Consider the following 26556-nt stretch of genomic DNA (forward strand, 5'->3'; position numbering starts at 1 on the left):
CGGTGCCGGTTACGCCTTCTGGAAGCCCGCGTCCTGGAGGATCTTCTGCGCTTCGGGGGTGCTCAGCCACGCCACGAACGCGGCGGCGGCGTCGGCGTTCTTGGACGCCTTGAGGGAGGCGGCCGGGTAGGAGGCCACGGCGTTCTCGGCGTCCGGGATGTCCACGACGGAGACCTTGTCACCGGACTTGATGGTGTCGGTCTTGTAGACGAGGCCGGCGTCGGCCTCACCGAGCTCGACCTTGCTCAGCACGGCGCGCACGTTGGGCTCCTGGGAGACCGGCTTCACCTCGATCTTCTGGGCGTCGAGGATCTGCTTGCTGTAGCGGCCGACCGGCACCTCGGGCGCGGCGAGCACGACCTTGATCTTGCTGTCGGCCAGGTCCTTCAGCTCGTCCACCTTGAACGGGTTGCCCTTGCCGGCCGCGATGACCAGGCGGTTCTTGGCGATGATCGACGCGTCGCCGGTCTCGGCCTTGAGACCGTCCATCGTCTTGGTGTCGGCGGTGACCAGCGCGTCGGCCGGGGCTCCCTGCTTCACCTGGGCGGCGAGCTCCTGGGAGCCGGCGAAGGAGAAGGTGATCTTCGTACCCGGGTGCGCCTTCTCGTACGCGGCACCCGCGGTCTTGAAGACGTCGGTGAGGGAGGAGGCGGCGAGGACGGTGAGGTTCGCGGCCTTGGGCTCGGCGGAGGCCGAGGCGGAAGCCGAGGCCCCGGTGTCGGCGGCGGCCTTCTTGTCGCTGCTGCCGCAGGCGGACAGCGCGGGTACGAGGAGGGCGGCGGTCAGCGCGGCGGCAACGGCACTGCGGCGGTTCGGGATCGGGGACATGAGCGGGTGCTCCTCGGTCGGGTCGGCGGCCGGCCGGGTGCCGGGACCGCGCGGTGGTGACCCGCGCCGGTGACGGGCGGAGCGGGTGGGGACGCGTACTGGTGCTGGACGGGTCAGGTGCGGTCGATGTGCACACTGGTGGACTTCACGCGGGCGGTGGCCTGCATGCCGACCTCCAGTCCGAGCTCCTCGACGGCCTCACGGGTGAGGAGGGAGACCAGGCGGTGGGGACCTGCCTGGATCTCGACCTGGGCGGCCACGTCTCCGAGCTTCACGGCGGTGACGATGCCGGGGAAGGCGTTGCGGGCCGAGGTGTACGGCTCGTCGTCCTCGGTGTGGGCGCCCTGTCCCACCTCTACGGAGAAGGCGGCCAGGTCGCGGCCGTCGATCAGTCGCCGGCCGGCGTCGTCGCGATGGGTCGCGACCCGGCCGGCGTCGGCCCAGCGGCGGGCGGTGTCCGGGCTGACGCCCAGCAGGCGCGCCGCCTGTCCGATGGTGTAGGACTGCATGTGCGACAAGGTAGGGGCACATGTCCTGCATTTGCAATTCCATTGGGATGATGTACATGGCAGATGCCATGGCTCTTGGCGAATCTGCCAAAATCCATTCCGTTACGGCCGGGCCCGCTCGCTAAAGTCTTGGTATGGCTGATGAAGCAACGGGAACGGGCGCGGAAACGGGAACGGCGCGGGTGGACGCCTGGATCTGGTCGGTCCGCCTGACGAAGACCCGCTCGGTCGCGGCGACCGCCTGCAGGGCGGGCCATGTGAAGGTCAACGGTGAGCGCGCGAAGCCGGCGCAGGCGGTGCGGGCGGGGGACGAGGTACGGCTGTTCCACGCAGGGCGTGAGCGCATCGTCGTCGTCAAGCGGCCGGTGACGAAGCGGGTCGGTGCCCCGGTGGCCGCGGAATGCTTCGTCGACAACAGCCCGCCGGCGCCGACGCGCATCGAGGCCGAGGTGGTCGGCGTCCGCGACCGCGGCACGGGCCGCCCCACGAAGCGCGACCGCCGCGAAATCGAATCTCTGCGCCGCCGCTGACGGGCCTGCCCGCCGGTCAGGCCTTGCGGTAGGTGTAGGCCTCCTCTGCGGCCGCGGCCACGGCGTCCAGGGGGGCGCCCGCGGAGGCGGCGACCACCGCCGCCACCGCGCCCTCCAGGAACGGCGCGTCCAGCAGCCGGGCCCCCGGCGGCAGTTCGTCCTCCACCAGCAGCGCCTTCACCGTCAGCACCGAGCTGCCCAGGTCCGCCAGCAGCGCGACCCCCGCCCCCCGGTCCACCTCGTGCGCGGCCGCCACGACGCGCTCCGCGCTCGTGCCCAGGCCGCCGTCCGCCGTGCCGCCCGCCGCCGCCACCGGGACGACCGGCCCGCCCGCCGCCAGGCCCCGTGCCAGGTCCGCCACGGACTGCGCGACCATCGAGCTGTGCGAGACCAGCACGATCCCGACCACCGCCGGCGCGCTCATACGGCGTCCGCCGCATCCGCCGCCTCGGCCGTGTCGGCGAGAGCCGCCACCAGCAGGGCCGACGAGGTCGCCCCCGGGTCCTGGTGCCCGATGCTCCGCTCGCCCAGGTAGCTGGCCCGCCCCTTGCGCGCCAGCATCGGCACCGTCGCCCGTGCGCCGCCCTCCGCCGCGTCCGCCGCCGCCCGGTACGAGGTGCTCAGCACCGCCACCCCCGGCACCAGCGCGTCCAGCATCGTCTTGTCGCCCGGCGCCGCCCCGCCCAGCTGCGCCACCGCGCCCACCCCCGCGTACAGGGCCTTGCGCACCTCCTCGTCGGAGACCTCGGCGGCCTCCCCGAGGTCCTTGCCCGTGCGCCGCAGCAGCGTCCCGTACAGCGGGCCCGACGCGCCGCCGACCGTCGAGATCAGCGTCCGCCCCGCCAGTTGCAGCACCGCCCCGGGCGTCGCGGCGGGGTCCGCCTCCAGGGCCGCCCGTACTGCGGTGAAGCCGCGCAGCAGATTGCTCCCGTGGTCGGCGTCCCCGATGGGGGAGTCGAGCTCGGTCAGCCGGTCCGCCTCGCGCTCCACCGCGGCCCCGGCGGCCGTCATCCAGCGCCGGAAGAAATCTGCGTCACGCAATTCCGTCTCCTCACATTGTCCGCACCTTGTCCGCTCACCTTCTCAGCAGCCCCACCGCAGCGCCGCCGTCCGGACCGGCGCGTCCCACAGTCGCAGCAGCTCCTCGTCGACGCGGCACAACGTCACCGAACACCCCGCCATGTCCAGGGAGGTGACGTAGTTTCCGACCAGCGTCCGCGCCACCGGTACCCCGCGCTGCGCCAGCACCCGGGCCACCTCCGCGTGGAATCCGTACAGCTCCAGCAGCGGCGTCGCCCCCATGCCGTTGACCAGCGCCAGCACCGGCCCGTCCGCCGGCCCCAGCTCCGTCAGCTCCTCCAGTACGGCGCCCACCGCGATCTCCGCGATCTCCCGCGCCGGCATCATGGCCCGCCGCTCGCGGCCCGGCTCGCCGTGGATGCCGATGCCCAACTCCAGCTCCCCGTCGGGCAGGTCGAACGTCGGACTGCCCTTCGCCGGGGTCGTGCACGCGCTGAGCGCCACCCCGAAACTGCGGGAGGACGCGTTCACCTGGCGGGCGAGTGCCGCGACCCGCTCCAGCGGGGCGCCCTCCTCGGCGGCGGCACCGGCGATCTTCTCGACGAACAGCGTCGCCCCGGTGCCGCGCCGCCCCGCCGTGTACAGGCTGTCCGTGACGGCCACGTCGTCGTTCACCAGGACACGCTCCACCCGCAGGCCGTCCTCCTCGGCGAGTTCGGCGGCCATCTCGAAGTTCAGTACGTCACCGGTGTAGTTCTTGACGACGAACAGCACCCCCTGCCCGCCGTCCACGGCCGCGGCCGCCCGCAGCATCTGGTCGGGCACTGGCGAGGTGAACACCTCCCCCGGGCACGCGGCCGACAGCATCCCGTACCCCACGAACCCGGCATGCAGCGGCTCGTGCCCGGACCCGCCCCCGGACACCACCCCGACCCTGCCACCGCCCGGCGCGTCCCGCCGTACGACGACCCGCCGCTCGACATCGACGGCCAGCTCGGGATGCGCGGCTGCCATCCCCCGCAGCGCATCGGCGACGACGGTCTTGGGATTGTTGATCAGCATCCGCATGTGTGTCTCCTGATCGGGTCAACCAGTGAGCCTGGTGAGCCTCCGGGCAGTGGGCCCGATGGCGACGGTAGAGCAGCCCGTTGCCCGCGACCAGGCCGCCGTATCCGGCGGGGACGGCTGCGGATTCAGCGCTGGGCGGCGTCGAGGGCCTCGTTCAGAGTGGTCGCGGCCATGATGAGCGAGAGGTGGGTGAAGGCCTGGGGGAAGTTGCCGAGTTGCTCGCCGCTGGGGCCGATCTCCTCGGCGAACAGGCCGATGTGGTTGGCGTACGTGTGCATCTTCTCGAACGTGTAGCGGGCCTGCGGCAGCCGTCCCGCGCGGGCGAGGGCGTCCACGTAGAGGAACGTACAGAGGCTGAACGTTCCTTCCGAGCCGCGGAGGCCGTCGGGGGAGGCTGCGGGGTCGTAGCGGTAGACGAGGCTGTCGGACACCAGGACCCGGTCCATGGCGTCGAGGGTGGACAGCCAGCTCGTGCTCCTCGGCGCGAGGAATCCGACCCGGGGAATCAGCAGCAGCGAGGCGTCCAGGACGTGGCTGCCGTAGTGCTGGACCAAGGACTGCTGCTCGTCGCTCCAGCCGCGTTCCATCACCTGTTCGAGGATGTCGTCGCGGGCCTTGGTCCACAGGGCGGTGTCGGCCGGCCGGCTGAACTCGGTGGCGACCTTCAGGCCGCGGTCGAATGCCGCCCAGCACATCACGCGGCTGTAGGTGAAGTCCTGCCGGCCGCCGCGGGTCTCCCAGATGCCCTCGTCGGGCCGGTCCCAGGAGTCGGCGAGCCAGTCCAGGGTCCGGGCGAGGGCCTTCCATCCGTGGTAATCGCCCTGTATGGCGATCGACTGGCCCTCGGACAGGGCGTACATCGCCTCGCCGTAGATGTCGAGTTGCAACTGGTCCATCGCCGCGTTTCCGGCCCGCACGGGGTACGAACCCCGGTAGCCCTCGAAGTGCTCGAGGATCTCCTCGGTCAGGTGAGGGTCACCGTCGACCCGGTACATGATCTGCAGGGGCTCCCCGTCCGGACCCTCGTGGGCGCGCAGGCGGTCGCCCAGCCAGTGGGTGAAGCGGGTCGCCTCCTCCACGAAGCCGAGGTCGAGCAGGGCCCGTACCGACAGGGATCCGTCCCGCACCCAGGTGTAGCGGTAGTCCCAGTTGCGCTCGCCGCCGACCTGCTCGGGAAGTCCCATGGTGGCGGCGGCGACCGGCGCGCCGGACGGGGCGTACGTGAGCAGCTTGAGCGTGATGGCCGAGCGGTACACCATCTCCGCCCAGCGGCCGTGGTAGCGCGACCTGCGCACCCACTTCTGCCAGTAGTCGACCTGTTCCCAGAGCTCCTCGGTGATCCTCTCGCGCTCCGGCGGCGGCGGCGGCGTGCTGCCCTCCCCGCCGGTGGTGAACACCGCAGCCTCCGCCTCACCCGCTTTGAGCGTGATCGAGGCCCGGACGTCCTGGCCGTCCCGATCGAGCGGAAAGGTGGCCTGCAGGAACGCGGTCGTCCCGGGCGCCCGGAAGGTCGCCCGGCGCTCTGCCAGGTCGAGTTGGTGGGGTGCCCGCGCGTAGTCGAAGCGGGGGCGGCATTCGAGGGAGAAGCGCACCGTGCCGCGCACCGCGCGGATCACCCGCACCAGGGTGTGCCGGTCGGATGCCGTGAGGCCCTGGTGGACCGGCATGTAGTCGACGGTCTCGCCGACCCCGTCGGGGGACATGAAGCGGGTCACCACGACCGCGGTGTCCGGGTAGTAGAGCTGTCTCCACGTCCCTTCGTCCTGTTCCGGCGCGAGCAGGAAGTGCCCGCCCCCGTCGTGGTCGAGCAGCGAGGCGAAGATGCTGGGGGAGTCGAACCGTGGCGCTGCGAACCAGTCGACCACGCCCCTGGACGACACCAGAGCTGCGGTCTGCAGGTCCCCCACGAGTCCGTGGTCGGCGATGGGCGGGTAGCGCTCCATGATTCTCCTCCTCAGGACGCCTCAGCGGTGATCCGCCCGGGTCCGGTCACTGCAGTCGCTCCGCGAGGTGGTCTCCGACGCGCAACGCGTTGGCGATGGCCGTCAGCGAGGGATTGACCGCGCCGATGCTCGGGAAGAAGCTCGTGTCGACGACGTAGAGGTTGTCGAGGTCGTGGGCCTTGCAGTTCACGTCGAGCGCGGAACTCTGCGGGTCGCGGCCGAAGCGGACGGTGCCGGCCTGATGCGCCGTGGCTCCGATCGGCATGCCCTTGTGCAGGTAGATGCTGTGCGGCAGCAGATGGTGCTCGTGCATGCCCAGGTGACCGAGCATGCCCTGCAGTTTGTGCTGCAGCCGCTTCAGCCCGGCGATGTTGTTCTTCTCGTCGAGGGCGAGGTGGATGGCGCCGTCCGCGTCGAGGGTGACGCGGTTGCCGGGGGCCGGCAGGTCCTCGCCGCACAGCCAGAAGTCGACCGCATGGTGGGCGAGCACCTCGAAGGGCATGTCCGGGGTGACGGCACCGGCCCAGCGCGGTGCCTCGCCGTGGATCTGCTCGGCGTCGGACTTGCCGAGCATCTGGATACCGCCGAGAGGGTAGTCCCAGTCGTCGCTGCCCAGGTACCAGTCGTGCAGTGCCAGCGTCTTCTGGAACTTGGTGTCGTTCGGCTCCTTGGACACCGCCATCAGGGCCAGGTTGTTGTGCCGCATGTAGTGCCGGCCGACCACGTCCGAGCTGTTGGCCAGGCCCTGAGGATGCCTGTCGTCGGCCGAACGCAGCAACAGGACGGAGGAGTTGACGGCCCCGCAGGCCACCACCACGATAGCGGCGGCGAACCGGACGGTGCCCTCCTCCAGCTCCGCGACGACCGAAGTGACGCTGCGCCCGGTGGCGTCCGTCTCGAGCCGGCGCACATCGGCATGCGTGATCAGCTCGACGTTGGCGTGTTCCAGGGCCGGGTCCACGCAGATGACCTGGGCGTCCGACTTCGCGCCGACCAGGCAGGGGAAGCCGTCGACGCGATCGCAGCGGATGCAGGCGCTCCCGTGTGCTGCCCGCCCCTGGTCGTCCTGGACGAGGTTCACCCCGATCGGGAGGTGGAAGGGGTGCAGGCCCTGCTTCTCCAGATCGTCGCTCAACTGCTGGATGCGCGGCTCGTGTTGCACGGGCCCGTATGCGTACTGGGCACTGGCCGGCCCCTCGGTGGGGTCCTCGCCGTGCCGCCCGTGCACGAGGTAGAGATGCTCGGCCTGCGTGTAGTACGGCTCCAGGTCGCCGTAGTTCAGCGGCCAGGCGGGAGAGACGCCGTCGTGGTGGCGGATTTCGCCGAAGTCCTCGGGGCGCATCCGGAAGAGCGCGGCGCCGTAGAACTTGGTGTTCCCGCCGACGTAGTAGTTCACCTCGGGCGGGAACCGGTCTCCGTGCTTGTCGTACCAGAACTCAGGTGCGCGGTACTTCCCTTTGACGAAGACCGCGGTCGAGTCCCAGTTGTCCCGTTCACGTGGCAGATAGTCGCCGCGCTCGAGGAGGAGGATCCGCTTGCCGGTCGGCGCCAGGCGGTGGGCGAGTGTGCCGCCGCCGGCGCCCGTGCCGATGATGATGACGTCGTACTCCCGCGCCTCGGTCATGCGGGCCACCTCCCCGGAGCATGACTGCTCCTGTCGGGTGAGTTGGGGTCCGTATCGCATCTACAACGTAGCTCCGGCGGGGATGCCCAGCGAATCGGGCGGGCCGGAACGCCGGGATGCCCGGCCGGTCACAGGATCGCGATGGGGTTGACGGGAGAACCCGTCGCCGCGGGCAGCCGTAGTGGTGCGATCACGCAGAGGAACGACCAGCGGCCCTCCCGTTCGCAGAGGGGGGCCAGCTCCTCGAACTGCAGGTAGTCGAGCAGGTGCAGCCCCATCGCATGGATGGCGAGTACGTGCACCGGGAACGCGACGCTCTGCACGGCACTGGGAGCAGTGTCGTTGTTGCCGTCGCTGCCGAGTACGGCCACCTGGCGGTCGGCCAGGAAGCGCAGGGCAGTCGGGTGGAGTCCGGCCCGCGCGCCGGCCGAGTCCCAGGCGCCGAGCTCCTCACGCCGCCGCCGGTGCCCGACGCGTACGAGGAGGATGTCGCCCCTGCCGACCCGCAGCCCCTGCCGCGCTTCGGCGGCAGCAAGATCCTCGGCGGTCACGTGCGATCCCGGTTCGAGCCAGGGGGTGCCGTGCAGGCGCGGGACGTCCAGGAGCACTCCCCGGCCCACGATGCCGTCGCGGGCCAGGTCGATGGACAGGGCCGCGGCTCCGTCCGGGGAGAGTACGTCCGCCGCAGGAACGCCGCCGTGCAGGGTGCCCCCGTAGATGACGTGGCAGAGCGCGTCGATGTGGCTGTCGACGTCGCCGTGGATGTTCATGGCGATGCGGTCCCGGGCGAACTGCAGGCCGCCCGGGTCCGGGACGCCGCCGACGGGGGCGGTGAGCCGGTGCTCCGCCGGTTCGGCGTTGTCCGGTCCCTCGCGGGTGTTCACGGGCGCGGCGAGCGAGACCGTGCGGCCGGAGCTGACCTCGCTGACGGCGGCCAGCGTCTGTGCGGGGGTGAGGGTGCCCAGAGCTCCCAGGGGTGCGCCGCCGCCGGGTGCCGTACGGCGCAGTTCACCATAGAGCGAGCGGAAGCCGGCCTCGCTCATCCCGTCGGGCGTACCCATGTCCTCACCATCCCGCACACCCGCTGCCGGCGCGCGCTGAGCGGTGACCCGGCCGCATCCGATTTGCCGAGCTCCCGGGCCGCCGCGTTAATGGACGAGCGGGGCCTGTCCGGGCCCGGCGCACCCGTGCGCCTCCCTCTCACACGCGGAGATTCGCTTGGACATGCTGCACGTCCGGGCCGTGAGTCCACCGGACCTCACGGGACGTGTCATGGCCCTGTTGAGCGCCCAGCCGTGTGTCCTCAACCTCTCCCTGCAGCCCGACAGCGTACGAAACCCCGACGGCGACGCCATCGCGTGCGATGTCCTCACCGGAGTCGCCAACGAGGTACTGCGCGGGCTCCGCGACCTCGGACTCGAACGGCGGGGGTCCATCGTTCTCGACCCGATCGACACGGCCTTCTCCGATCACGCGGCCAGAGCCGGGGCCGAGGTGCTCGGATCCCGGCTGCGCGTGCCGGTATGGGAGCAGGTCGAGGCCCGTATCCGGGCCGAGGGGCGGTACCCCCCGAGCTTCTACCTCTTCATGGTCATCGCCGGTGTCATCGGTGCGGTCGGCATCATCACCAACTCGCAGATCCTCATCGTCGCGGCCATGGTGGTCGGTCCGGAGTACGGAGCCGTCACCAGCGTCGCCCTGGGCATCGACCACCGTTCCCGGTCACCCGTCCGGGAAGGCCTGGCGGCGCTGCTCGTGGGCTCTGCGCTGGCCGTGGCCGCCACCTTCCTGTTCGGCCTGCTCGTCCGCGGCTTCGGCCTCCAGTCGCAGGCCTTCGAGCTCGGGATCAGGCCGGTGTCGAACCTGATCAACACACCCAATTTCTTCTCGGCGGTGGTGGCCGTGCTCGCCGGGATCGTGGGCATCGTCTCGCTGACCGAAGCCCGCACCAGCGCACTGCTCGGCGTCTTCATCTCGGTGACCACCATCCCGGCGGCAGCCGACATCGGGGTCTCGTGCGCGTTCGCCAGCTGGGACGAGGCCTTGGGATCCCTGTTCCAACTGCTGCTCAACATCGCCGTACTGATCCTGGTCGGAACCGGGACGCTCAAGGTCCAGCGCGCGATGTGGCGGCGTGTCAGTGCGCACCGGAACCGGCGGGCAGGGCCGTGAACGCAGCCGCCGCCTTGTCGGAAGACCAGGTGTTCACGGGCCTCGGACTGATCGTCGTCCTGGCCGTGGGCTCCCAGCTGCTGGCGAGCCGGCTGCGCATCCCCGCGCTGATCGTCCTGCTGCCGGTCGGATTCACCGCCGGCGCGCTGACCGGTGACGTGAACCCCGAGAAACTGCTCGGAGCCGCCTTCTCCCCGCTGGTCTCGCTGGCCGTCGCGGTGATCCTCTACGACGCCGGGCTCGGCCTGGACCTGAAGCGGTTCAGGGCGCACACCCGCCGGGTCGTGGTGCGGCTGATCTGGCTCGGCGGGCTGCTCACCGCAGGGTCGGCGGCGCTGCTCGCCGGCGTTCTGCTGGGGATGTCGGGCGGTGCGGCCGTGATGCTCGGGGCCATCCTGATCGTGTCCGGCCCCACGGTCGTCGGACCGCTGCTCAACTTCGTACGTCCCACGGAACGGCTGCAGCACATCCTCATCTGGGAGGGCACGCTCATCGACCCGGTGGGGGCCATCCTGGGGGCCCTCGTCTTCCACGCCGTGGTGGCCGGGAACAGCAGCGGCTTCGGCAGCAAGGTGCTGTCGTTCACCACCAGTGTCGCGGTGGGCCTGGCCGGCGGCATCGTGGGGACCGTGGTGCTCAAGCTGCTGCGCGGGCTGCGGCCGGGGGCGGTGCTGGGCACCACGGTCCAGCTGGCCGCGGTGATCGGTGTCGCGGCGGCCTGCGACGTGATCCGGGACGACACGGGCCTGATCGCCGCCGTTCTGATGGGGCTGGCGGTGGCGAACCTGCCCGGCTCCGACACGGGCGCCCGCAATCCCTTCTTCGAGACCCTGGTGCATCTGGTCATCGGCCTCCTGTTCATCTCCATCTCGGCCACCGTCAGCCCCCATTCGCTGCGCCATGTGGTGCTGCCGACGCTCGCTCTCGTCGCGGTCCTCGTCCTGGTGACCCGGCCGCTCGTGGCGGCCGTCGCGTCGCTCGGTACGGATCTGACGCGCGGGGAGCGGGGCTTCCTGGGATGGATGGCGCCGCGCGGCATCGTGGCCGCGGCGACCGCCTCGACGTTCTCGGCCACGCTGGCCGACGAGGGCGTGGGCGGCGCCTCGAAGATCCTTCCCGCCACGTTCGTGGTGATCGTGGTGACCGTCACGCTCTACGGGCTCACCGCCGTGCCGGTCGCGAAGCGGTTGGGCGTCGTGCGCCCGTCGCGCTCCCGGCCGTTGCTCGTGGGCGGCGATCCCTGGGTGGTCGATCTGGGACTGGCCCTGCGGTCGGCCGGGCTGGAGGTCGTCATGTGGGCGGGGCACGATGCGCAGCGGGACCGGATCAGGGCCGCCGGGCTCGAACTCGCCCCCGGGGAGCTGTTCGCCGCGGCCACCGGCTCGGGCGCCGAGCTGGAGGGTCTCACCGGCGTCCTGCTCCTCACCGACGAGAGCGACTTCAACGCCCTGGCCTCCATGAACCTCCAGGGCAGCGTGGAGGGCTCGGTGTACCGCCTGGGGCCGGCGACCGACAGCCAGGGCGTCGTCGCCCCGTACACCGGCGGCCAGGTGCTCTTCGATCCCGCGCTGACCGGAGCCGAGCTGTCCCGCCGCTACGACCAGGGCGCCCGCCTCGTCACGCGTCGCCTCGACGGGCCCGTCCCGGCCGGACACCATCTGCTGTTCCTGGTGCGTGCGGACGGCACGCTGCTGCCCGTCACCCGGACCGGCGGTCCGGTGCCGCGATCCGGGGACGTCGCCGTACTCCTGGGCGGTTGATTCCTCAGCGGGCCGGCCCCCTGCCGAAGTCCGCGACGGCGCGACGCGCCCGAGCCACGGTGACCTCGGGGCCGGCGGTGGCGTCGACGGTCGCGCCGGGCTCGTCGGATTCCAGCGGTTCCAGGATCTCGAACTGCGAGTCGACCAGGCGCGGCGGCATGAAGTGGCCCGTCCGCCGGGAGACCCGGGCCCGGGCGGTGTCGCGGTCCAGCGCCAGGTACAGGCACCAGACGCCCGGGGCGGCCCTGCGGAGTTCGTCGCGGTACGCGCGCTTGAGGGCCGAGCAGGCGACGACCAGCCGTCGGCCCGACCGGGAGGACTGCCGTATCCGGTCCGAGAGCGTACGCAGCCACGGGGCGCGGTCCGTGTCGTCCAGGGAGCGGCCGGCGGTCATCTTGGCGATGTTCGCGGCGGGGTGGAGGTCGTCACCGTCCAGGAACACCGCTCCGAGTCCCTCGGCCAGGGCCCTGCCGACGGTGCTCTTCCCGGCGCCCGCCACGCCCAGCACCACCACGATCACCGATCCGTGCCCGGATCCCGGTTCGCGGCTGTCCGCCGCAGGTCGTTCTCGGCGAGAGGCTGCAGGGTGCCGCTGGTGTCCAGCCGGTAGAGCAGGACCAGCGGCGGTCCGACGAGCACCATCGCGATGACCGTGACCAGGAGCAGCCAGCGCAGTGTCGTCGACGCCCCGGCCGCTTGGTCCACGGTCAGCGAGGTGGGGATGAGGTACGGCCGCTGGGCCAGCCCCCAGGCGACCACGACGAGGGCGACGCTGCCGACCGCCGTGATCCTCGCCCAGCCCGTGGCCGTGCGGTACAGCAGCCCGGCGGTGGCCACGGCGCTGACGACGGCCACCACGACGAGGGCCAGGCCGATGCCGCTGGTGAGGCCGTCGTAGACGTAGCGCGCGTCGTGGTGGGTGACGGCGAGGCCGACGACGGCCAGGACGGCGATGACCCCGAGGCTGCACCAGGCGCGCAGCCGGAAGTAGTGGACGAGGTCGGGGGCGTCGAAGCGGCGGGCGTCGGCGGTGAGGAACACCGAGCCCAGGAAGGCGGTCGCGGCGACGGTGAGCAGCCCGGCGAGCACGGAAGTCCCGTTGGACCATGCGTCGGCGGACGCCTTCGTCCCCGGAGCGACCCGGCCTGTGGCCAGGCCGCCGACCACCGCTCCGAGGAAGAAGGGCACCAGGAGGGAGGACACGGCGAAGGCGGCGCCGTAGATCCTGCGGCGCGCGAGGCGTGTCATGGGCTTGCGGAGGGCGAAGCCCGCACCGCGCAGGACGAGCCCGACGGCCGCGAGCGCCAGGGGGAGCCACATGGCCGTGAAGATCGTCTGGAACAGGACCGGAAAGCCCGTCCACATGATCACCAGGACGAAGATGAGCCAGACGTTGTTCGTCTCCCAGACGGGCTCCATGGCGTGGTCGATCAGCCACCGGGGCCGCTTGCCCCGCTCGGCGCCGCCCGCGAACAGATCCCAGAACCCGGCTCCGTAGTCGGTCCCGCCGGCACACGCGTAGGCGGCCACCGCGGCCAGCAGCACCCAGGCCACGACGTCCTGGATCATTGCCCTCCTCCGTCACCGCGTGCAGTGCCGTGATCCGGTGCGGCCGCGGCGGTCGTCCGGCGGGGCCCGTAGGGGGTGTCACTTTCCGGAGTGCCGGCGGTGTGAGCGTCGCCCTGTTGTTCATCGGCGTCCCGCCAGCGGGTGCGCATCTTGAGCAGGACGGCCAGGAAGGTGCCGAAGATCAGTGTGTAGACCACGATGACGATTCCGAGCATCGCCCACAGCGACGCGGCCCGGGTGTCCGTGACGGCTTCGGACACGCGCATGTTCTCGTAGACGATCCAGGGCTGGCGTCCCACTTCGGTGGTGATCCAGCCGCATTCCACCGTCACCAGGCACGCCGCCCCGGCCACGGCGGCGCACCGGAAGAACCATGGTGAGCGCGGCAGGTCGCGGCGGCGCAGCCAGCACCAGCCGTACCAGAGCGCGAGCAGGACGAGCAGGCTTCCGATCGTCACCATGATGTCGAACGCCCAGTGGGCGATCGTGGCCTGGGTCGCCGTCGGGCGGTCGCTCGCGGGGACCGACGACAGACCCGTCACCTGGGTGTCCGGGCTGAAACCGGCGAGGATCGAGTCCAGTTGGGGGATCTTGATCCCGCCGGAGATCGACCCGTCGGGATGCAGGCGTCCGAACATGTACTCGGGTACGTGGGTATCGGTCTTCCAGACGATCTCGGTGGCGGCGAACTTCACCGGCTGCTTGTGGAAGACCGAGCGGGCGATGGAGTCCCCGAGCATGAACTGCACGGGGGTGAGGATCGCGGCGACGGTGAACGGCACGGTGAAGCCGAGCCGGTGGTAGTGGTCACGCCGGCCGCGCAGCCAGCCGACCGCGTACACCCCGGCCACGACATAGCCCGCCGTCAGGACGACACCTGCCACGAAGTGCCAGTACTCGGGGCCGAACATCGGCGTGAAGATCGCCTTGCGGACGTTGACGTCCACGGGGTTGCCGTCCGCGTCGAGCGAGAAGCCGCGCGGCGTGTTCATCCAGGAGTTCGCGGCGATGATTCCGAACGCCCCCAGCAGCGCCGTCAGCGGCAGGGGCAGACCCAGCCAGAAGTGCGTCCACGGCTTCAGCCTTCGCCAGCCGTAGAGGTAGATGGCGATGAGGATCGCTTCGAGGAAGAACGCCCACGCCTCGACCCCGAATCCGAGGCCGAAGACATCGCCCCACCTGCCCATCAGGCCCGGCCAGAGCAGGCCGAACTCGAAGGACAGCACGGTACCGGTGACGATGCCGATGGCGAACTGCACGGCCATGACCGCCGACCAGCGCCGCGCGAGCAGCAGGGCGACCGCGTCGCCCTTGCGCAGCCCGCGGTAGTGCATCAGGAGGGTGATGGCGGGCAGGGCCACGCCGAAGGGCACGAGCAGGATGTGGGAGGCCAGGGTGAAGGCCATGAGTTCGCGGGCAGGGAGCAGTTGCGGAGGGGTGTCCGCCATGATCGCGATCGCGCTGTTCATGTGAGCCTTAGCAGTTCGTGCCGGACGGCTGAAGGACTGCGGGCCTCAGCCACCGGTGGCGAACCCGGGAAACAGGGTCATGCCCCCGTCCACGTAGATCGTCGTCCCCACGACGTAGTCGAGCAGGTCGGAGGCAAGGACGGTCACGGCGTTCGCGATGTCCTCGGGGTCGCCGACGCGGCGGTACGGGATGAGCCGCAGCAGGTCCGCCTCGGCCTCGGGGGTGTCCCAGGCGCTGCGGTTGATGGGCGTGCGGATCGCACCCGGAGCGACGGCGTTCACCCGGATCCGGTGCGGGGCGAGCTCCTGCGCGAGCGTGGTCATGAGCATCTGTACGCCGCCCTTGGAGGAGGCGTAGTTCACGTGCCCGGCCCAGGGGATGATCTGGTGCACCGAGCTCATGCAAATGATCTTCCCGGCGGAGCGGGACACCTCCGGCACGACGCCGCGGCGCAGGAATTCCTTGGTCGCCTCGCGGGCGCACAGGAACTGACCGGTGAGGTTGACGTCCAGTACCTTGCTCCACTGGGCCATGGTCATGTCGGTGACCGCGGCGTCCCGCTGCAGACCGGCGTTCGCGACCATGACGTCGATGGTCCCGAACTCCTGGACCATCCGGGCCACCATGTCGACGACCTGGTCCTCCTGCGACACGTCGCCCTCGTGCGCGTAGGCGCGGACCCCGAAGCCCTCGATCTCCCGCACCACCTCTTCCGCGGCGTCCTGCCCGGAGACGTAGTTCACGACCACGTCGGCGCCCGCCCGTCCGAGGCCGATCGCGGTGGCCTTGCCGATGCCGGAGTTCGCCCCCGTCACCAGGGCCTTCTGCCCCTTGAGGACCTGCGGAAGAAGGAGCGTTCGACTGCGGTCACTGCTGCTGGCTTCCACTGAAACGCTCCCTGGGTGCTGGCGGCGACACGAAATCCGCGCCACAACGAGAGCACTGCGGCATGGCCGCGGCCCGGCGGCACGACTGCCGCTGGCCCATTGGAGTGCTCTCCCGAGCCGAACGGCTCAATGGAGGCTCGGGAGGCAGGCTGATGCATGCCCGCCCACGGTGAGGGACGGCCCCGCCGAGGTGCGATGCAATCCCCACGGTGATGGAATGGAACCACCCGGTGTGCGGGATCCCGAACCCTGACCGCCACCGGCGAGGATGGCGAACATGCTTCGGACGGGTGCCCAGTTCCGGCTGACCTGTGGTCCGCAGACCGTCGTCGTCGTGGAGTTGGGCGGCGCCCTGCGCCACTACTCCGTCGCCGAGCGCCTGGTCGTCGACGGTTTCGACGCCGACGACCCGATCGAGGGCGGACGCGGACAGCTCCTCCTGCCGTGGCCCAACCGGATCGGAGACGGCCGGTACCGGTGGCAGGGGCAGGAACTGCAGCTGCCCCTCAACGAGATCGAACACGCCAATGCCATCCACGGTCTGCTGCGCTGGACGTCGTGGCAGGCGGTGGAGCAGGCGGACGGCCGCGTGGTGCTGGCTACCACGCTCTGGCCGCAACCCGGCTACCCCTTCCACCTGGTGGCGCGGGCCGAGTACGCACTCGACAGCCGCGGTATGACGGTCACGATCACCGCGCGGAACGTCGGCGACACCCCCGCACCGTACGGTGTCGGCCAGCACCCGTATCTCGCGGCGGGACCCTGCACGGTCGACGCCATGCTGCTGGCCGTTCCCGCCCGGACCTGGCTCCGCACCGACGACCGCGGCCTGCCCGTCGCGTCCGAGCCGGTCTCGGGGACGCCCAACGACTTCGGCGCGCTGCGGCCCATCGGCCCGCAGCGGCTGGACACGGCCTTCACGGACCTGCGGCGGGAGGCGGACGGGCGTGCCGTCGTACGTCTTGCCGAGCCGTCCGGCGCGTACGGTACCGATTTGTGGCTCGGCGAGGGGGCGGACTTCGTGCAGGTGTTCACCGGGGACACCCTGCCCGGGCCGCACCGGCGCCGGAGCGTCGCCGTGGAGCCGATGAGCTGCGGCCCCGACGCCTTCCGCTGCGACACCGCGCGCGTGCGCCTCGAACCGGGGGCTCAGCACACGTTGCAGTGGGGGCTCGCACCCTGGCTGGGGTAGCGACCGACCCGGCCGGCCGGAACTCTCATTCGGCGAGCTCGCGCGCGTCCAGCGGCAGCCGCCACACGTTGCGCCGGTGGACGGCGTCGAGTTCGGCCTGGAGCGGGGACGGCGGCACGGTCAGTACGGGGCAGGGCGCGTGCGCCAGGCAGTAGCGGGCCACCGAGGGCCGCAGCAGGCGGCGTATCGGGCCGCGCGCCCCCGTCCCCACGACGAGCAGGTCCCCGGGGCCGTCCACCGCGTCCACGAGGGCCGCGCCGGCCGTGGCCCGTACGGCGTGGCCCTCGAGGACCACGCCCGGGCCGCCCGCGCCGAACGCGGTGTCGAGGGCCAGCCGCAACCGCTCCACGGCCGCGGCCCGGGCGGCTGCCAGCACCGCGGCGCCGGCCGGGCCGCGGCTGCCGACGTCCCCGCCCGGACCCTGCCAGGCCAGGACCACCCACAGCTCCGCAGCCCGTACCCGGGCCTCGCCGGCGGCCCGGTGCAGGGCCGTCAGGCTGCCGGAGCTCCCGCTCACACCGACCACGACCCTGTGCCGCACTGCGCCCCACCCCTCATCCGGTTTGCTGCCGCCCGCCCATACAAGCGCCGGGCGGGCGGGGCCGGGTAGGCCCGCTGACGGGTTCCTGATGCGGAAGCCGCGAACCATGACGGGTTCCTGATGCTGCTGCTCCGCTTCGAGGGCCGGCGTCAGCCGGCGTGGACGTGGGGGCGGCGGTTGCGGTCGGGTTCCGCCTCGCGGATGACCTCGCGGGTGACGGGGGCGACCTCGCCCTGGCCGAAGAGGAAGAAGCGGAAGAAGTTGGCCATCGGGTTGCCCTCGGTCCACTCGAAGTAGATGTGGGGGCGCTGGCCGGTCTCGTCGCGGACGTGCAGGAGTAGCGCCGCCAGCGCGTTGGGGATGCTGGAGCTCTCCAGGGTCAGGACGCGGTAGCGGTCGTGCAGCACCTCGCCGCGTACCCGCATCCCGGACTCGAACTCGGATGCGTCCAGGACGGTGACCTCGACGAACATGACGTCGTCCTCGGCCGGGATGTCGTTGTCCGCGCGGATCTGCTGCTTCTTCTGCCGGTACTCCTCAAGGTCCCGGCTGTCCGGCTCGTTGGCGATGAAGCGGATCGTCCGGTTGGCGGTGTCGCGGATGAACCGCTGCGCCATGTCGTCGAATTCCATGTGGGTGACGCGCAGCTCGAAGACACGGGCGAGGCGGGAGAGCAGGGAGAGCGCCATGATGCCGGCGATGAAGCAGGCGCCGATCTTCACGCCGTCGGGGCGCTCGGCGACGTTGACCGCGGTGGTGTAGACGAACACGGCGGAGATGACACCGAAGCCGACGGTCCAGCCGCGCTCCCCGGCCCGGCGGGCGGCGATGGTCACGGCGACGGCGGCCGAGGTGATCAGGACCAGGACACCGGTGGCGTACGCGCCGCCCTGCGCGTCGACGTCGGCGTCGAAGATCCAGGTCACCAGGAACGCGATGAGAGTGAAGACGATGACCATCGGGCGCAGGGCGCGGGCCCAGGAGGGGGCCATGCCGTAGCGGGGCAGGTAGCGCGGCATCAGGTTGAGCAGGCCGGCCATGGCCGAGGAGCCCGCGAACCAGAGGATCAGGATGGTCGAGATGTCGTAGACGGTGCCGAAGGCGGAGCCGAGGTACTCGTGGGCGAGGTAGGCCAGGGCGCGGCCGTTGGCCTCGCCGCCCGGCTGGAACTGGGCGGGCGGGATCAGCAGCGTGGTGACGAAGCTGCTGGTGATGAGGAAGATGCTCATGATCACGGCGGCCGTGGTCAGCAGCTTCTTCGTGCCCCGGATCCGGCCCGCGGGCTTCTCGTCCGTGTCGTCCGGGGAGCCCTGGACGTGCGGCATGACCGCGACCCCGGTCTCGAACCCGGACAGGCCCAGTGCCAGCTTGGGGAAGACCACCAGCGCGATGGCGATCATCATGAACACGTTGCCGTGCTCGGCGGTCAGTGCTTCCTTCCAGTCGGTGATGACGTGCGGCTCGCTGATGACCTGCCACAGGCCGACCCCGATGACGACGACGTTCAGTGCGAGGTACGAGAAGACCAGGACCACGGCCAGCCCGATGGCCTCACTGAACCCCTTGAGGAACACGCCGCCCAGCAGGGCGATCAGGATCAGGGTGATCAGTACCTGGTGGCCGTTCAGCGTGCTGGTCAGATGCGGGTTCTCCACCAGGTGCGCGGTCGCGTCGGCCGCAGACAGGGTGATCGTGATGAGGAAGTCGGTCGCTGCGAAGCCCAGCAGGGTCAGGACGAACAGCTTGCCCTTCCAGAACGACAGCAGCCGCTCCAGCATCGCGATGGACCCCTCGCCGTGCGGGCTCTCCTCGGCGACCCGCCGGTAGACCGGCAGCGCCCCCAGCAGCGTCAGCACCACCAGCACGATCGTCGCCAGCGGCGACAGCAGGCCGGCCGCGAGCGCCGCGATGCCCGGCTGGTAGCCGAGGGTCGAAAAGTAGTCGAGGCCCGTCAGGCACATCACCCGCCACCACGGCCGCCCGTGGTCGGCAGCTGTGGAGGTTCCGCCCTCGCCCGGCTCCTCCTCCGGCCGATGCCCCGACCTGTGCTTCGTCTGGTCGGTCAGGCCTTCCAGGAGCCATGCCCTCAGGCGGCTCGGCTGGGCGGGGGTGGCCATCGCGGGTGCTCCTTCGTACGGCTTGGATCCGGCCATCGGTGCGACGGCTGGGCAAGCGTACGGAACCCGATCATTCGTGCACGCGCGCCTTCCCATGCTGACGAGCCCTTGACACCGTCGCGCGGCAGGCTGCTCCGGTTGTCCGGAGAGCGGTGATCCGGCCCGGACCCGGCTCCCACCTGCGCAGACGTGACGTCGTAGGCCCCGCTGCCGACGGACGCCCGGGCTCGCGGCAGCGACCGGTCTTGACGGCTCCTTAACGGCTCTCTAGCGATACCTTGACGGGCCGCTCGCGGGGGAGCGGGCGCGGGGCGGCAGGTCCGTACGCGCATTGAATCGAGCGCATGTTCGAATGAAGCGTTACGATGGATCCGTGCGTACGATCCCCGGCCTCCAGGGCTCCCTCTTCGACCAGGGCGACGAGATCCGCCTCGGCCCGCTCTCGGACCTGCGCCGCACCCAGCTCGGCTCCGGCGCCTGGGTGGACCACATGCCCGGCTGGCTCTCCGGCGCCGACACGCTGTTCGAGCGGCTGGCCGACGACGTACCGTGGCGGGCCGAGCGCCGCCGGATGTACGAGCGCGAGGTCGACGTACCCCGCCTGCTCGCCTTCTACGACGAGGGGGAGCCCCTGCCGCACCCGGCGCTCACCGAGGCCCGCTCCACGCTGACCCGGCACTACGCCACCGAGCTCGGGGAACCCTTCGCCACCGCCGGGCTCTGCCTCTACCGCGACGGCCGGGACAGCGTTGCCTGGCACGGGGACCGCATCGGCCGGTCCGCCACCGAGGACACCATGGTCGCGATCGTGTCGGTCGGCGACCCGCGCGATCTCGTCCTCCGCCCCCGCGACGGCGGCCCCACCCTGCTGCGCCTGCCCCTGGGGCACGGCGACCTCGTCGTGATGGGCGGCTCCTGCCAGCGGACCATGGAGCACGCGGTGCCCAAGTCCGGCCGCGCCGTCGGCCCGCGCATCAGCATCCAGTACCGCCCGCGCGGCGTCCGCTGAGCCGGGTCCGGGCCGCCGGCCGCGCCCCGGTCAGTAGCCGTAGACGCTCAGTTCCGTGATGGCCGCGAAGATGTGCTCCCAGACCGCGGCGCCGGGCTCTTCGGGGTCGTCGGACTCCAGGACGTCCGGCTCGAGTTTCCCCACCTCGCAGAGGAAGGAGCCGTAGCCGTTCTCCTCCGGATACGGGTCCCAGCACGCCCCCATGAACCGGCGCACCGCCTCCAGGAGGCGTACGAACGTCTCCGTGTCCCGGGCGAAGGGGAACGGCGCCTCGTCCTCGCGGACCAGCGACACCGCGCCCGTCTCCGGGTGGAGGAGCACGTAGCCCTCGTCGGCGTAGCCCAGCTCGAACGTCCCCAGGTGCATGAGCCCTCCGAAGTCGACTTCGGACTCAGGCTCCCCCGGTCCCTCCTCGGTCCAGGCGAGCTCGAACGAGGTCACACCCGCCGCCCAGTGGCGCGGCAGGCCCACCGTGCTGATCAGCTCCCGGGTCGGGAGGTGGGTCAGCTCCGCGGGCAGCCGCGCCTCAGGTATGCGGACCGTCCAATCGGCGCCGAACACCGCCTCCACGCGGGCCGCGTCCAGCGGGGTCTCGCCCGGCTCCGGGCCTGCGAACCACGGATTGCCCGCACCCTCGTCCCACGACGAGGTGTCGGCGCCGCCGGTGGGCCAGCCGGCCGCAGCCACCGCCTCGTTGCGCTCCACCACGAGGATCCCGCGCGCCTCGGCGAGCAGGAAGCGGCCCCCGCCGAGGGGTATCGGGTCCTCCCAGGTGCCGGGGCAGTGCAGGGCCCAGGCGTCCTCGTCCGGGGCGAAGAGGAACGGCTCGTCCTCCCCGGCATCCTCCTTGCGCTCGGTGAACTCCCCGGCGGCGGGCGCCGGGCACGGCTCGCCCGTGCCCAGATCGAACCAGCGCTCCTCGGTCCACAGCGACCAGACCTTCAGCAGGCTCCGGCCGTCCGGCCCGTCGAACACGTCGGCGGAGGCGTCCCCGCTGAGGTTCGGCTCGGCCCGGAAGGCCCCGACGGGCCGCCACCAGGCCCATACGGTCCGCCACGGCATGCCGGGCTCGGCCGCGGCAACCTGCTCCGCGTACGCGTCGTGCCCCAGCACCTTCGCGGCGAAGTGCAGCCAGGAGCCGAACTCCGCCCGCGACACCTCCGCGTACCCGAACACGGCCTCGGCCTGGGTGAAGACCTCACGGCCGGCCCCGCCGCCGGCCCCGGGGCCGGGCCGCTCCCGTATGCGGGCGGCTCCGGCCTCCAACAGGGCGGCGGGCGAGGAGAACAGGGCATCAAGGTCTTCACGAGGCATGCCGACCATGGTGCCGCAGGCCACTGACAGTCCCCGGTCCAGGGGGTGTTGGGGCCGAGGCGCCCTCCGCTACGCGGGGTCCGGCTCCTTCGCCGCAGCGGGCCTCGAGGCCTCCACCGCGCCGGGCCGCACCGCGCCCGCCGCCGCGTGCAGGGAGCGCAGCGCCAGCAGCAGCATGCCGATGTCGTCGAGGTACACCGGGTCCGGGATCAGGTCCACGGGCGAGACGGTGTAGATCACCGCGACCCAGAAGAGCGCCTTGTCGCGCAGCGGGATCCCGGCGTCGAGCAGCAGGCGCCGCGCCGCGAAGACGCGTAGGAGCAGCACACCGGCCGCGATCGCCAGCCCGAGGGCGAGGACCGCGACGACCGTCAGCCAGACCGTTCCGTCCATGTCACCCCTATACCCCGTCGGGCGCTGATATCCGCCTATTCGCCGTGATGTCTGTCGTGCTGTCCGCCGTGCTGTCCGCCCGGCTCGCGCAGTCGGCGGCTGACCTCGCCCAGCCCGTCCGCGAGCACCTCGAGCTGCTCGGGGGTGAGGACGTCGATCAGTGCCTCCCGGACGGTGGCCACATGGCCGGGCGCTGCCGCCTCCAGGCGGGCGCTGCCGGCGTCCGTCAGGACGGCGAAGACCCCGCGCACGTCGGAGGGGCAGCTGCGGCGGCGGACCAGGCCCGCCTTCTCCAGTTGGGTGACCTGGTAGGTCAGCCCGCTCTTCGAATTGATCAGGCCATTGGCCAGTTCCGTCATCCGCAGCTCGCGGTCCGGAGCCGCGGCGAGCCGCACGAGTATCTCGTACTGCGGGTGCGAGAGCCCGGAATCGTCCTTGAGCTGCTGGTCGAGACGGCGGTTCACCAGGGCGGATGCGGCCAGGAAGCCGCTCCAGGCGCGCATCTCGCGCTCGTCCAGCCATCTCGTTTCAGCCATGGGCCCAGGGTACACGGGTTGTTCCAATTTGAATCAATGGTTAGGGTCGGGGCTGGCGGTTCGAATTTGAACTACTCCGTCCCCGCCCCGGACCGCCCGACCGGAAGGATCCCCCCATGACCAGCCCCTCCGTCACCGCGACGAAGCCGCAGGCCGCTGCCGTCCCGGCCGTCCCGCTCGCCCTCTCCACCCCTGCCCACGACGCCGGCCTGCTCCTCCTGCGCGTGGTCCTCGGCCTCACCATGGCCGGCCACGGCACCCAGAAGCTCTTCGGCTGGTTCGGCGGCGGCGGCATCAGCGGCACCGGCCAGTTCTTCACCGCCAGCGGATACCCGTCGGGCGACGCCATGGCCGTGCTCGCCGGCCTGACCGAGACCCTGGGCGGCCTCGGCCTCGTCCTCGGGCTGCTCACCCCGCTCGCCGGAGCCGCGGTCGTCGGCACCATGATCAATGCGATCGCCGTCCACGGCGCCGGGTCGTTCTTCGCCCCGAAGGGCATCGAGTACGAGCTCCTCCTGACCGTGGGCGCCGCCGCCGTCGCCCTCACCGGCCCCGGCCGGTACGCCGCCGACCGCTTCCTGCCCGTCCTGCGCAGCCACCGCCTGGCCCACGGCGCCCTCGCCGTCGCCCTCGGCGTGATCATCGCGAGCGTGCTGCTCCTCGTACGCAACTAGTACTCGCACGCAGCCGAATGCCCGGGCCCTGCGCTGATTGGACCCGGGCATTCGGGGGAACAGCGCACAAATGACACAACCCATCGAAGACTACGCACTCATCGGCGACCTCATGACCAGCGGGCTCGTCGGCCGCGACGGGTCCATCGACTGGCTGTGCCTGCCGCGCTTCGACTCGCCCGCCTGCTTCGCGGCGCTCCTCGGCGACAAGGAGAACGGCCACTGGCGCATCGCCCCGGCCGGGGCGGCCGACGGCGCGCGGTGTACCCGCCGCGCCTACGTCGACGGCTCGCTGGTCCTGGAGTCCTACTGGGACACCCCGGACGGCGGCTCGTTCAAGGTCATCGACTTCATGCCACAGCGCGACAGCGCACCCGACGTGATCCGGGTCGTCGAGGGTCTCTCCGGCGAGGTCACCGTACTCAGCGTGCTGCGCCTGCGCTTCGACTACGGGCACGTCGTCCCCTGGGTCCGGCGCGCCGACGGCGACCGGGTCGCCGTCGCCGGGCCCGACTCCGTGTGGTTCCGCAGCGAGCCGTCCGTGCACACCTGGGGCGAGGCCAACAGCACCCGCTCCGAGTTCACCCTCACCGCCGGCGAGCGGGTCGCCTTCGTCCTCACCTGGCACCCCTCGCACGAGCTGCGCCCCGAGCCCTGCGACCCGTACGAGGCGCTGGAGCAGGGCCTCGCCGACTGGCAGGAGTGGAGCGAGCAGTGCACCTACGAGGGCCCCTACCGGGAGGCCGTGACCCGCTCCCTGATCACCCTCAAGGCCCTCACCTATGCGCCGACCGGCGGCATCGCGGCCGCCGCCACGACCTCCCTCCCCGAGGAGCTCGGCGGCGTCCGCAACTGGGACTACCGCTACTGCTGGCTGCGCGACGCCACCCTGACCCTCGGCTCCCTCCTGGAGACCGGCTTCCTGGACGAGGCCCGCGCCTGGCGCGAATGGCTGCTGCGCGCGGTCGCCGGCGACCCCGCCGACCTCCAGATCATGTACGGGATCGGCGGCGAGCGGCGGATCCCCGAATTCGACCTGCCGTGGCTGCGCGGCTACGCCGCCTCCTCCCCGGTCCGCGTCGGCAACGCGGCCGTGGACCAGCTCCAGCTCGACGTGTACGGGGAGGTCCTCGACTCCCTGTACCTGGCCAGGTCGAGCGGACTGCCCGCGGAGCGGCACGCCTGGCGGATCCAGCTCGCGCTCCTCGACTTCCTGGAGCGCAACTGGCGCCGGCCGGACGAGGGCCTGTGGGAGGTGCGGGGGCCGCGCCGGCACTTCGTGCACTCCAAGGTGATGGCGTGGGTCGCCGCGGACCGGGCCGTGCGCACCATGGAGAGCGACGCCTCGCTGCTCGGCGACGTGCAGCGGTGGCGGACCATGCGGGACCAGGTGCACCAGGATGTGATCGAGAACGGCTTCGACCCCGTACGGGGCACCTTCACGCAGTACTACGGCTCCCGCGAGCTGGACGCGGCCACCCTGCTCATCCCGCGGGTCGGGTTCCTGCCGCCCGACGACCCGCGCGTGATCGGCACGGTCGACGCGGTCCGGGCGGAGCTCGGCAGCAGCGGCCTGGTCCGCCGCTACAGCACCGAGGGCCCGTCCGTGGACGGGCTGCCCGGCGACGAAGGGGCCTTCCTGGCCTGCTCGTTCTGGCTGGCCGACGCGCTGCACTCGACCGGGCGGGAGAAGGAGGCGCGGGAGCTGTTCGAGCGGCTGCTGGCCGTACGCAATGACGTGGGGCTGCTCGCGGAGGAGTACGACCCGGTGTCCGGTTGCCAACTCGGCAACTTCCCGCAGGCGTTCAGCCACGTCGGCCTGGTGAACACGGCCATCACCCTGGGCCGGCCCGCCGTCGACAGCATCGGCGGGGCCGACGGGAACTGATCCCGCCGGCCCGGCCGAGGAGCGGGTCAGACCGCGGCGGGCTCGCCGTCCTCCGGGATGCTGACCAGCCAGCGGCTGTCCTGCCGCGGCCGCAGGTACAGCGCCCAGTACAGCGTGGCCACGGCGGTGATCCCGCCGGTCCACAGCAGGTACTGGGTCTCCTGCTGGGTCAGGATGTATGCGAGTACGGCGATCAGCACGATCGGCACCGCCGGCCACAGCGGCATCCGCCACGCGGCCACCTCGCGGTGCGCCCCGCGCCGGGCGAACAGCGCGGCCACCGCGACCAGCAGGTACATGCCGGTCACCGAGACGCCGGTGACCCCGTACAGGGTGTCGAGGTTGACGAAGCACAGCGCCGCGCCCGGGACGCCGACGAGGAGGGTGGCCACCCACGGGGAGCCGAAGCGGCCGAGCTTGGACAGCGCGTGGTTGACCGGCTCGGGCCAGGCCTTGTCGCGGGCGGAGGCGAACAGCACGCGGGAGTTCTGGATCACCATGACGATGCCCGCGTTGATGATGGCGAGGGCGACGCAGAGGCTGACGAAGGTGCCGACGGCCGAGTTGGACCAGGCGGTCACCATGCCGCCGAGGTCGCCCTCGGCCAGCGCGGAGAGGTCGGGCGCACCCACGGTGATGGCGATGACCGGGATCAGGATGACGGCCGTCGAGATGGCGAGGGTGGCGAGCACCGTACGGGCGACGTTGCGCCGCGGGTTCTCGAGTTCCTCGGAGAGGTAGACCGCGGTCGAGAAGCCCTGGGTGATGAAGAGGGCGATGGCGAGCCCGGAGACGACCATCATCGCGGTCACCGTGGAGGTGCCGCCGCCCTCGGCCGCGACCGTGCCGTGCACCAGCGCATCGGTGCCCCGCTCGCTGTGCGCGAAGCCCAGTACGGCGACCAGCGCCGCGGCGACGACCTCGAGCACCAGGAAGATGCCGGTGATCCAGGCGTTGGCCCGCAGGTCGAGAAGGCCGGCGAGGGTGGCGAGCAGCATCACGCCGCCGCCCGCGACCGGGGCCGGTATGTGCACGATCGGCGCGAGGTAGTCGGCCGTGCCCATGGCGATCACGGGCGGCACGATCATCACGACCAGCAGGGAGAGCACGAACACCAGCCACCCGGCCAGCCGGCCCGCGAGGGTCGACACCATCGCGTACTCGCCGCCGGCGCTGGGGATCAGGGTGCCGAGCTCCGAGTAGCAGAACGCGACGCCGATGCAGAGCAGCGAGCCGATGGCGATCGTGAGGGCGGTCCACGTGCCGAGGCTGGCGAACAGGTCGGGCACGACGACGAACAGGGTCGAAGCGGGCGTCACGCACGAGAGCGTCAGCAGTGTTGCGCCGACGACGCCGATGGAACGCTTGAGCTTCTGGGGGACGGGCCCGGTGGCGGGCGCGAGGGCCTGAGGGGCGCTGATCGTTTCAGACATCGGTGCGGGGTTCCGATCGGCAGGTGCGGTGAGCTGAGGTGCGGGAGCGGTATCGCCTCCGAGGCGGTGGTGAGCAGAG

25 protein-coding genes are annotated in these 26556 nt (G+C 71.5%); 7 read left to right on the top strand and 18 right to left on the bottom strand.

The window, feature by feature from the left end; translation table 11 throughout:
* Window positions 1-9: 9 nt before the first annotated feature.
* Together modA and OHT74_RS33480 are read right to left on the bottom strand one after the other, a co-directional pair.
* A complete protein-coding gene (gene modA / locus OHT74_RS33475; protein ID WP_328622255.1) occupies window positions 10-828 on the bottom strand; it encodes a molybdate ABC transporter substrate-binding protein in 819 nt (272 codons plus the stop codon).
* Between the two features lie 113 nt (window positions 829-941).
* The gene (locus OHT74_RS33480; RefSeq protein WP_266631845.1) at window positions 942-1337 is read right to left on the bottom strand and encodes a TOBE domain-containing protein; all 396 of its coding nucleotides are present in this window, start codon (window positions 1335-1337) and stop codon (window positions 942-944) included.
* 134 nt (window positions 1338-1471) lie between these two features.
* On the opposite strand from OHT74_RS33480, the gene OHT74_RS33485 reads away from it, so the two are divergent.
* On the top strand, window positions 1472-1867 hold the full coding sequence (locus OHT74_RS33485) for an RNA-binding S4 domain-containing protein (protein WP_266631846.1): 396 nt from the start codon (window positions 1472-1474) through the stop codon (window positions 1865-1867).
* 16 nt (window positions 1868-1883) lie between these two features.
* Here the strand turns inward: OHT74_RS33485 and OHT74_RS33490 are convergent, their stop codons facing one another.
* The 6 genes from OHT74_RS33490 to OHT74_RS33515 all read right to left on the bottom strand — a co-directional run bounded on the left by OHT74_RS33490 (window position 1884) and on the right by OHT74_RS33515 (window position 8583).
* The gene (locus tag OHT74_RS33490) at window positions 1884-2291 is read right to left on the bottom strand and encodes a PTS-dependent dihydroxyacetone kinase phosphotransferase subunit DhaM (protein WP_328622256.1); all 408 of its coding nucleotides are present in this window, start codon (window positions 2289-2291) and stop codon (window positions 1884-1886) included.
* Window positions 2288-2908: a dihydroxyacetone kinase subunit DhaL gene (dhaL, locus tag OHT74_RS33495; RefSeq protein ID WP_328622257.1), complete on the bottom strand. Its 621-nt coding sequence runs from the start codon at window positions 2906-2908 to the stop codon at window positions 2288-2290. The genes OHT74_RS33490 and dhaL overlap by 4 nt, the downstream gene beginning before the upstream one ends.
* 42 nt (window positions 2909-2950) lie before the next feature.
* The gene (gene dhaK / locus OHT74_RS33500; protein WP_328622258.1) at window positions 2951-3955 is read right to left on the bottom strand and encodes a dihydroxyacetone kinase subunit DhaK; all 1005 of its coding nucleotides are present in this window, start codon (window positions 3953-3955) and stop codon (window positions 2951-2953) included.
* Window positions 3956-4080: 125 nt separating this feature from the next.
* Entirely contained in the window at window positions 4081-5898 is a 1818-nt protein-coding gene (locus OHT74_RS33505; protein ID WP_328622259.1) for a glycoside hydrolase family 15 protein, read from the bottom strand.
* A gap of 46 nt (window positions 5899-5944) precedes the next feature.
* Window positions 5945-7522 (bottom strand): GMC oxidoreductase, encoded by a 1578-nt coding sequence (locus OHT74_RS33510; protein WP_266669763.1) that lies wholly within the window; start codon window positions 7520-7522, stop codon window positions 5945-5947.
* A 128-nt stretch (window positions 7523-7650) separates the two neighbouring features.
* On the bottom strand, window positions 7651-8583 hold the full coding sequence (locus OHT74_RS33515; RefSeq protein WP_328622260.1) for a cyclase family protein: 933 nt from the start codon (window positions 8581-8583) through the stop codon (window positions 7651-7653).
* A 157-nt stretch (window positions 8584-8740) separates the two neighbouring features.
* Between OHT74_RS33515 and OHT74_RS33520 the strand changes: the two genes are divergently transcribed.
* Both OHT74_RS33520 and OHT74_RS33525 read left to right on the top strand, forming a co-directional pair.
* Window positions 8741-9694, top strand: a complete 954-nt coding sequence (locus OHT74_RS33520) for a DUF389 domain-containing protein (RefSeq protein ID WP_328622261.1) — start codon at window positions 8741-8743, stop codon at window positions 9692-9694.
* A gap of 14 nt (window positions 9695-9708) precedes the next feature.
* Window positions 9709-11454 (top strand): cation:proton antiporter, encoded by a 1746-nt coding sequence (locus OHT74_RS33525; protein WP_266673260.1) that lies wholly within the window; start codon window positions 9709-9711, stop codon window positions 11452-11454.
* A 4-nt stretch (window positions 11455-11458) separates the two neighbouring features.
* On the opposite strand, the gene OHT74_RS33530 is transcribed toward OHT74_RS33525, so the two are convergent.
* Genes OHT74_RS33530 through OHT74_RS33545 form a run of 4 tightly spaced genes read right to left on the bottom strand, consistent with a single transcriptional unit; the run spans window position 11459 to window position 15380 of the window.
* Window positions 11459-11974 (bottom strand): gluconokinase, encoded by a 516-nt coding sequence (locus OHT74_RS33530; RefSeq protein ID WP_328622262.1) that lies wholly within the window; start codon window positions 11972-11974, stop codon window positions 11459-11461.
* Complete coding sequence (locus OHT74_RS33535; protein WP_266669770.1) at window positions 11971-13023, bottom strand: cytochrome d ubiquinol oxidase subunit II; 1053 nt, start codon at window positions 13021-13023, stop codon at window positions 11971-11973. Before OHT74_RS33535 ends, OHT74_RS33530 begins: the two co-directional genes overlap by 4 nt.
* Window positions 13020-14492 carry a cytochrome ubiquinol oxidase subunit I gene (locus tag OHT74_RS33540; protein WP_328622263.1) on the bottom strand — a complete coding sequence of 491 codons (1473 nt, stop codon included), beginning with the start codon at window positions 14490-14492 and terminating at the stop codon, window positions 13020-13022. Before OHT74_RS33540 ends, OHT74_RS33535 begins: the two co-directional genes overlap by 4 nt.
* A 45-nt stretch (window positions 14493-14537) precedes the next feature.
* Window positions 14538-15380: an SDR family oxidoreductase gene (locus tag OHT74_RS33545; protein WP_266669774.1), complete on the bottom strand. Its 843-nt coding sequence runs from the start codon at window positions 15378-15380 to the stop codon at window positions 14538-14540.
* Window positions 15381-15657: 277 nt separating this feature from the next.
* Between OHT74_RS33545 and OHT74_RS33550 the strand changes: the two genes are divergently transcribed.
* Window positions 15658-16572 (top strand): aldose 1-epimerase family protein, encoded by a 915-nt coding sequence (locus OHT74_RS33550; RefSeq protein ID WP_328622264.1) that lies wholly within the window; start codon window positions 15658-15660, stop codon window positions 16570-16572.
* Window positions 16573-16597: 25 nt separating this feature from the next.
* Here the strand turns inward: OHT74_RS33550 and OHT74_RS33555 are convergent, their stop codons facing one another.
* Entirely contained in the window at window positions 16598-17113 is a 516-nt protein-coding gene (locus tag OHT74_RS33555; protein ID WP_266669778.1) for a universal stress protein, read from the bottom strand.
* A 149-nt stretch (window positions 17114-17262) separates the two neighbouring features.
* Complete coding sequence (locus tag OHT74_RS33560) at window positions 17263-19230, bottom strand: amino acid transporter (protein ID WP_328622265.1); 1968 nt, start codon at window positions 19228-19230, stop codon at window positions 17263-17265.
* 373 nt (window positions 19231-19603) lie between these two features.
* On the opposite strand from OHT74_RS33560, the gene OHT74_RS33565 reads away from it, so the two are divergent.
* A complete protein-coding gene (locus tag OHT74_RS33565; protein ID WP_328622266.1) occupies window positions 19604-20239 on the top strand; it encodes an alpha-ketoglutarate-dependent dioxygenase AlkB in 636 nt (211 codons plus the stop codon).
* Between the two features lie 30 nt (window positions 20240-20269).
* On the opposite strand, the gene OHT74_RS33570 is transcribed toward OHT74_RS33565, so the two are convergent.
* The 3 genes from OHT74_RS33570 to OHT74_RS33580 all read right to left on the bottom strand — a co-directional run bounded on the left by OHT74_RS33570 (window position 20270) and on the right by OHT74_RS33580 (window position 22482).
* Window positions 20270-21553 (bottom strand): SUKH-4 family immunity protein, encoded by a 1284-nt coding sequence (locus OHT74_RS33570; RefSeq protein WP_328622267.1) that lies wholly within the window; start codon window positions 21551-21553, stop codon window positions 20270-20272.
* Between the two features lie 69 nt (window positions 21554-21622).
* On the bottom strand, window positions 21623-21946 hold the full coding sequence (locus OHT74_RS33575) for a YkvA family protein (protein ID WP_328622268.1): 324 nt from the start codon (window positions 21944-21946) through the stop codon (window positions 21623-21625).
* A 35-nt stretch (window positions 21947-21981) separates the two neighbouring features.
* Complete coding sequence (locus tag OHT74_RS33580) at window positions 21982-22482, bottom strand: MarR family winged helix-turn-helix transcriptional regulator (protein ID WP_266669788.1); 501 nt, start codon at window positions 22480-22482, stop codon at window positions 21982-21984.
* 116 nt (window positions 22483-22598) lie between these two features.
* Between OHT74_RS33580 and OHT74_RS33585 the strand changes: the two genes are divergently transcribed.
* Window positions 22599-23156, top strand: coding sequence for a DoxX family protein (locus tag OHT74_RS33585; protein WP_328622269.1), 558 nt, complete (start codon window positions 22599-22601; stop codon window positions 23154-23156).
* A 70-nt stretch (window positions 23157-23226) separates the two neighbouring features.
* Window positions 23227-25044, top strand: a complete 1818-nt coding sequence (locus OHT74_RS33590) for a glycoside hydrolase family 15 protein (RefSeq protein ID WP_328622270.1) — start codon at window positions 23227-23229, stop codon at window positions 25042-25044.
* Between the two features lie 26 nt (window positions 25045-25070).
* Here OHT74_RS33590 and OHT74_RS33595 read toward each other — a convergent pair whose 3' ends face one another.
* On the bottom strand, window positions 25071-26477 hold the full coding sequence (locus tag OHT74_RS33595; protein ID WP_328622271.1) for an APC family permease: 1407 nt from the start codon (window positions 26475-26477) through the stop codon (window positions 25071-25073).
* Window positions 26478-26556 lie beyond the last annotated feature (79 nt).

It is taken from the genome of Streptomyces sp. NBC_00354, from assembly GCF_036106915.1.
GTDB lineage: Bacteria > Actinomycetota > Actinomycetes > Streptomycetales > Streptomycetaceae > Streptomyces.

Excerpts from the sequence above, each read along its gene's own strand:
- modA (WP_328622255.1), bottom strand. The coding sequence starts at position 828 with ATGTCCCCGATCCCGAACCGCCGCAGTGCCGTTGCCGCCGCGCTGACC.
- OHT74_RS33480 (WP_266631845.1), bottom strand. The coding sequence starts at position 1,337 with ATGCAGTCCTACACCATCGGACAGGCGGCGCGCCTGCTGGGCGTCAGC.
- OHT74_RS33485 (WP_266631846.1), top strand. The coding sequence starts at position 1,472 with ATGGCTGATGAAGCAACGGGAACGGGCGCGGAAACGGGAACGGCGCGG.
- OHT74_RS33490 (WP_328622256.1), bottom strand. The coding sequence starts at position 2,291 with ATGAGCGCGCCGGCGGTGGTCGGGATCGTGCTGGTCTCGCACAGCTCG.
- dhaK (WP_328622258.1), bottom strand. The coding sequence starts at position 3,955 with ATGCGGATGCTGATCAACAATCCCAAGACCGTCGTCGCCGATGCGCTG.
- OHT74_RS33505 (WP_328622259.1), bottom strand. The coding sequence starts at position 5,898 with ATGGAGCGCTACCCGCCCATCGCCGACCACGGACTCGTGGGGGACCTG.
- OHT74_RS33510 (WP_266669763.1), bottom strand. The coding sequence starts at position 7,522 with ATGACCGAGGCGCGGGAGTACGACGTCATCATCATCGGCACGGGCGCC.
- OHT74_RS33515 (WP_328622260.1), bottom strand. The coding sequence starts at position 8,583 with ATGGGTACGCCCGACGGGATGAGCGAGGCCGGCTTCCGCTCGCTCTAT.
- OHT74_RS33535 (WP_266669770.1), bottom strand. The coding sequence starts at position 13,023 with ATGATCCAGGACGTCGTGGCCTGGGTGCTGCTGGCCGCGGTGGCCGCC.
- OHT74_RS33540 (WP_328622263.1), bottom strand. The coding sequence starts at position 14,492 with ATGAACAGCGCGATCGCGATCATGGCGGACACCCCTCCGCAACTGCTC.
- OHT74_RS33550 (WP_328622264.1), top strand. The coding sequence starts at position 15,658 with ATGCTTCGGACGGGTGCCCAGTTCCGGCTGACCTGTGGTCCGCAGACC.
- OHT74_RS33560 (WP_328622265.1), bottom strand. The coding sequence starts at position 19,230 with ATGGCCACCCCCGCCCAGCCGAGCCGCCTGAGGGCATGGCTCCTGGAA.
- OHT74_RS33570 (WP_328622267.1), bottom strand. The coding sequence starts at position 21,553 with ATGCCTCGTGAAGACCTTGATGCCCTGTTCTCCTCGCCCGCCGCCCTG.
- OHT74_RS33575 (WP_328622268.1), bottom strand. The coding sequence starts at position 21,946 with ATGGACGGAACGGTCTGGCTGACGGTCGTCGCGGTCCTCGCCCTCGGG.
- OHT74_RS33580 (WP_266669788.1), bottom strand. The coding sequence starts at position 22,482 with ATGGCTGAAACGAGATGGCTGGACGAGCGCGAGATGCGCGCCTGGAGC.
- OHT74_RS33585 (WP_328622269.1), top strand. The coding sequence starts at position 22,599 with ATGACCAGCCCCTCCGTCACCGCGACGAAGCCGCAGGCCGCTGCCGTC.
- OHT74_RS33590 (WP_328622270.1), top strand. The coding sequence starts at position 23,227 with ATGACACAACCCATCGAAGACTACGCACTCATCGGCGACCTCATGACC.
- OHT74_RS33595 (WP_328622271.1), bottom strand. The coding sequence starts at position 26,477 with ATGTCTGAAACGATCAGCGCCCCTCAGGCCCTCGCGCCCGCCACCGGG.